Origin of the sequence: Mesorhizobium sp. M7A.F.Ca.AU.001.01.1.1, from assembly GCF_004022735.1 — a bacterium.
In the GTDB taxonomy this organism is placed as follows: domain Bacteria; phylum Pseudomonadota; class Alphaproteobacteria; order Rhizobiales; family Rhizobiaceae; genus Mesorhizobium; species Mesorhizobium ciceri.
This window is the reverse complement of sequence record NZ_RZPF01000483.1, coordinates 1-5209: the sequence shown is the minus strand read 5'-3', so window position 1 is coordinate 5209 and position 5209 is coordinate 1. Positions and strand designations below refer to the sequence as shown.

General features: G+C 64.2%; 5 protein-coding genes. 2 read left to right on the top strand and 3 right to left on the bottom strand.

Annotated elements, in window-relative coordinates; translation table 11 throughout:
- The 3 genes from EN884_RS24995 to EN884_RS24985 form a co-directional block, all read right to left on the bottom strand.
- Positions 1 to 815: ABC transporter permease (locus tag EN884_RS24995; protein ID WP_164895139.1), on the bottom strand; the 815-nt coding region annotated here is incomplete at its 3' end.
- Positions 812 to 1798, bottom strand: coding sequence for an ABC transporter permease (locus EN884_RS24990; protein WP_063169054.1), 987 nt, complete (start codon positions 1796 to 1798; stop codon positions 812 to 814). The genes EN884_RS24995 and EN884_RS24990, both read right to left, overlap by 4 nt.
- A gap of 258 nt (positions 1799 to 2056) precedes the next feature.
- Complete coding sequence (locus EN884_RS24985; protein ID WP_063169053.1) at positions 2057 to 3667, bottom strand: ABC transporter substrate-binding protein; 1611 nt, start codon at positions 3665 to 3667, stop codon at positions 2057 to 2059.
- Positions 3668 to 3757: 90 nt separating this feature from the next.
- On the opposite strand from EN884_RS24985, the gene EN884_RS24980 reads away from it, so the two are divergent.
- Both EN884_RS24980 and EN884_RS24975 read left to right on the top strand, forming a co-directional pair.
- Positions 3758 to 3979, top strand: coding sequence for a hypothetical protein (locus tag EN884_RS24980; protein ID WP_127224205.1), 222 nt, complete (start codon positions 3758 to 3760; stop codon positions 3977 to 3979).
- Between the two features lie 62 nt (positions 3980 to 4041).
- The coding region (locus EN884_RS24975; protein ID WP_164895138.1) for a Xaa-Pro peptidase family protein at positions 4042 to 5209 on the top strand (1168 nt) is incomplete at its 3' end.

Sequence of the window (5209 nt, the reverse complement as noted above, 5' to 3'; positions counted from 1 at the left end):
CTGACCGCCGTCGGCTCGACAATGCCTTCACCGGCGAGATAGACGCCGAGCACGGTCAGCACCAGCGCTATGCCCGGGACGATCGACAGGAAGGGCGCGGTGCGCAGGACAGCGCGGCCTTCGGCAATCATGCCGCCCCAGGTGACCCGGTTGGGATCGCCCAGGCCGAGGAACGACAAGGCCGCCTCGGTGAGGATCGCCGCGGCGACGATCACCGACGACATCGCCAGCACCGGCGGCAAGGCATTGGGCAGCACCTCGCGAAAGGCGATCGCCAGCGGGTGCATGCCGATGACCCTGGCGCCGGCGACATAATCGCGTTCGCGAATGGAGAGGACTTCCGCGCGGGCGACACGGGCTGGTCCGGTCCAGGTGCCGAGCGCGATGGCGATCACGACGATGCCGAGCGACGGTCCGACGACGCTGACGAAGGCCAGTGCCAGCAGGAAACTCGGCACGGTCTGGAAGGCGTCGGTGATGCGCATCAGCACCTCGTCGACGAGGCCGCCGGCAAAGCCGGCCAATGTGCCGACCACTGCCCCGACGACAAGTGCGGCGGCCGCGGCGGCGATCCCGACAGCCAGCGATGTGCGGGCGCCATGAAAAAGCTCGGCCAGCACGTCGCGGCCAAGCCGATCGGTGCCAAGCGGGAGCGACCAGTCCTGGAACGGCGGCAGCAGCGCCGGCCCGGCAATCGCTTGCGGATCGCCGGGGAACAGCAGCGACGCCGACAGTGCCATGGCGATCAGCGCCGCCAGGAGGATGGCGCCGGCGACCGCCTCGGGCGTGCGCAGAAAGCGGCGGAGGGCACTCATGCGCCGGCCTCGCAGGCGCCGACGCGCGGGTCGAGGAAGGCATAGGCGATGTCGACGGCAAGGTTGATGACAATGACCAGGACGGCGCTGGTGAGAATAATGCCGAGCAGAAGCGGCGTATCGCGGGAGGCGACTGCCTCCTGCGCCAGCCGGCCGAGGCCGGGCACGGAAAAGACGCTCTCGATGACGACACTGCCGCCGAGCATCTGCGCCGACTGCAGGCCGAGCATGGTGACCAGCGGCAGCAGTGCATTGCGGGCGACGTGGGCGAGCACGATGCGGCGGCGTGATAATCCCTTGGCGCGCGCGGCCAAGACGAAATCCTGCCGCCAGACCTCGGCCATGCCGGCGCGCATCATGCGCAGATAGAGCGCCAGGTAGATGAAGCCGAGGGCCGAAACAGGCAGGATAAGATGGACGGCGATGTCGGCTGCGCGGTCAAGGCCGGTCTTGTCGGAAGCCAGGGTCTCGATGCCGCCGATCGGCAGCCAGCGCAGGTCGACGGCAAAGACGACGATCAGCACCAGTCCGAGCCAGAAACCCGGCACGGCATAGAGCGCCAGCGAGCCGATCGACAGGAAGCGGTCGCGGAAACTGCCCGGCCGGGCGCCGGCATAGATGCCGAGTGCCGAGCCGAGCCCGAAGGAGAGCGCGGTGGCGCTGACCATCAACAGCAGCGTGTTGGGCAGGCGTTCGAGGATCACATCGCGGATCGGTCGGGAGAAGGTCACCGACTGGCCGAGGTCGAGATGCAACAGCGCCCAGAGGTAGTTAGCCAGCCGCGTCAGCTCCGACTGGTCGAGGCCCCAGCGATGACGCAGCAATTCGATCATGCCGGCGTCGCCGCCGGTCGAGACGATGTAGGCGTCGACGGCGTCGCCGGGGGCGGCCTCGAGCAAAAGGAACGTGCCGATGACGACGATCAGCAGCACGAAGATGCTGCCGACGAGGCGGCGGCGGAGAAGGGTGAGGGCGCGGTTCATGGGGGCGTCGATGGGTTGGCGATACGTTGATTAGGACCGCGCCTAGGCACCCTCCTCTGTTCTGCCGGACATCTCCCCCTCAAGGGGGGAGATCGGCTGTCTCTTTTGGCTTCGCCAATCTCCAACGTTGAAGAATTCGCGGGACAGACAAGCGGCCAATCTCCCCCCTTGAGGGGGAGATGTCCGGTAGGACAGAGGGGGGCCTCGTAGAACTCAAAGCCTACGATGATTTCGCGAATTTTCATCCGCGCAATTCTGTCACGATTCCAAATACGTGTCCGCCCAGTTCGACACCGCCCAGCGCGGGTTGTTGGCGATGTTGCCGACGGTGTCTCGCGCGACGCTGATGAAACTCCATTCGGCGACGTTGATCAGCGGCAGGTCGGCAGCCACCGCCTTCTGGAATTCCTTGTAGAGGTCGGTGCGGGCTGATGCGTCGAGCGTCTCCGATGCCTTGGCGATGAGCGCATCGAGCGCATCGTTCTTGTAGCCGCCCTGGTTGGAGAACGGCACGCCGTCCGGAATGCCGCTCTGCACCAGGATGGTGGTCGAGATCGCCGGATCGCCGCGGAACACCGGCGGACCGACCGCGAGATCGAAGGCGTGGTCGGTGTAGACCGCCTTGATGTGCGCGGCCGAGTCGTTGTTGACCAGCTCAGCGTCGATGCCGATGGCGGCGAGCGCCTGGCGCAGATAGTCGCCGAACTGTTTTGTCTCGTTGAAATAGGGCGCAGGCAGCAGTTTCAGCGTGAAGCGCTTGCCGTCCGGGCCTTTCTTGTAGCCGGCTTCGTCGAGCAGCGCGTTGGCCTTGGCGACGTCGAAGGCATAGGTCGGCACATCGGCGGTGTAGAATTGTGGATCGTTCTTCGGCACCGGGCCGGTGGCTGTCGCGGCATAGCCGAGGAACACCGTCTTGACGACGAAATCCTTGTCGATGGCATGTGCGATCGCCTGCCGCACTTTGACGTCGGCCAGTTCCTTGCGGCGATGATTGATCTCGACGACGAGTTGATAGGTCAGCCCTTCGTAACCCTTGGTGATCACTTTCAGCCCCGGCACTTTCGAGATGCGGTCGAGGTCGGCCAGCGGCACGGCGGAAAAGGCCGCCAGCTGGATCTCTCCGGCCTCCAGCGCGCTGGCCGCGGACGTGCGATCCGGCAGCACCTGATAGATGATCTCATCGAGATAGGGCTCGTCCTTGCCCCAGTAGTCGGTGTTTTTGGTCAGCCGGTAATACTGGCCGGCCTTGTACTCGCCGAATTTGAACGGTCCGGTGCCGATGGGCGCGTTGTTGGCCGGGTTGTCCTCGATCTTGCCGACCTCGTAGATGTGCTTCGGCACCACGCTGCTCAGCGCCGGCAGCGCGTTGCGGATCAGCTGGAACGGCGTCGGCTTGGCGAATTTGAACACACCGGTGAGATCGTCGGGGGTCTCGACGCTGGCCAGGTCCTTGAACACGGTGCGGCCGAGGTTCTGCAGCGGCTTCCAGATCTGCAGCGCCGAGAAGGCCACGTCGGCGGAGGTGAACGGCTTGCCGTCATGCCATTTGACGCCGTCGCGCAGTTTGAACGTCACCGAGAGCCCGTCGGCGGCACCCTCCCAGCTCAGCGCCAGCCTTGGCGCGAGTCCGTCCTTGCCGTCGTAGGAGGCTTCGGCCAGCGTTTCGACGATCTTGCTGGAGATGAAGAAGACGCCGTTGGAAGCGACGATCGCCGGGTTGAGGTTGCGCGGTTCGGAATCGGCGGCAAGCACAAGCCGCCCGCCCTTCTTCGGCGTCTGCGCCCAGCCCGGTGTCGGCATGGCGGTGGAGGCCAGCAGCATTGCCGAGCCGGAAAGCATCGTGCGCCTGGAAATCGTGAAACCTGACATGATCGAACTCCGTCCTCTCCGCGACCCGGTTGGGCGCGCCAATACCCCTCGAACGCCGGCAAGCCCGCCAGCATCCTTGCGGCGGCGATTATGAGCCTTGCCGAGGGTTTCGCCAGAGACGGAATTGGCGCATCCTCGCTTGGCTTTGAAATTTTCGTCCGCTGGACCAGTTTGGAATATGCGCTTCTATCACGTCAATCTGGTAGGACCAAATTGATGGGATATGCGACGGACAAAGGTATGATGACATGGAACGGTGCTGTTTGCCCTATTTCTGGCTGGACCAGAACGGGCAAAATGGTGCAGATTTGAGTCATGGCCAGGGGATCGCGAGCGGAACGGCCGGCGGTCCCAGGCAATTCAGGGAGAGAGAGATGAACATTGCTCCGGGCAAGAATGCCGTCGGCAATATCCCGTTCGACCAGGCAAGGGTCGACCGGCTGATGGAGGAGGCCGGCATCGATGTGCTGCTCGCCACCTCCAAGCACAACACGCAATACCTGCTGGGCGGTTACAAGTTCATCTTCTTCGCCGCCATGGATGCGATCGGCCACAGCCGGTACCTGCCGATCGTCGTGTACGAAAAGGGCGGGCCGGACCATGCCGCCTATATCGGCAACCGCATGGAGGGCGGCGAGCACCAGAACAATCCGTTCTGGACGCCGACGCTGCACGCCGCCTGCTGGGGCACGCTCGACGCCGCCAACCTTGCGGTCGAGCACCTGCAGAAGATCGGCAAGGCCGGCGCGCGCATCGGCATCGAGCCTGGCTTCCTGCCATCGGACGCCTATACGCTGATCCGCAAGGCGTTGCCGGATGCCAGGCTGATCGATGCGACCGACATGCTGGAGCGCATGCGCGCCATCAAGACCGATGCGGAGCTGGAGAAGCTGCGCACGGCCTCCGAACTGATCACCGATTCCATGCTGGCGACCATTGCCTGGGCGCGTGAAGGCACGACTAAAAGCGAGATCATCGAGCAGCTGCGGCGCGAGGAAACCAATCGCGGCATCCATTTCGAATATTGCCTGCTGACGCTGGGTGCCAGCCACAACCGCGCCGCTTCACCGCAGGCGTGGAAAAAAGGCGAGGTGCTGTCAATCGATTCCGGCGGCAATTATCACGGCTATATAGGCGACCTCTGCCGGATGGGCATTCTCGGCGAACCGGATGCCGAGCTGGAAGATCTGCTGGCCGAGGTCGAGACGGTGCAGCAGGCGGCCTTTTCAAAAGTCAAAGCGGGCACGCTGGGCGGCGACATGATTTCGCATGCCGAGGGCGTGCTGAAGGCTTCGAAGGTCGCGCCCTACACGGATTTCTTCGCCCATGGCATGGGGCTGATCACGCACGAGGCGCCGTTCCTGATGACCAACCACCCGGTGACCTATGAAGGCACCTATGCGGCCAAACCGCTGGAGAAGAACATGGTGCTGTCGGTGGAGACGACCATGCTTCACCCGACACGGGGCTTCATCAAGCTGGAAGACACGCTGGCGGTGACGGAGAGCGGATACGTGATGTTCGGTGATCGGGGCCGGGGGT

What these genes read in the sequence shown, in the direction of transcription:
- EN884_RS24980 (WP_127224205.1), top strand. Translation starts at nt 3,758, where the DNA reads ATGAGCCTTGCCGAGGGTTTCGCCAGAGACGGAATTGGCGCATCCTCG.
- EN884_RS24990 (WP_063169054.1), bottom strand. Translation starts at nt 1,798, where the DNA reads ATGAACCGCGCCCTCACCCTTCTCCGCCGCCGCCTCGTCGGCAGCATC.
- EN884_RS24985 (WP_063169053.1), bottom strand. Translation starts at nt 3,667, where the DNA reads ATGTCAGGTTTCACGATTTCCAGGCGCACGATGCTTTCCGGCTCGGCA.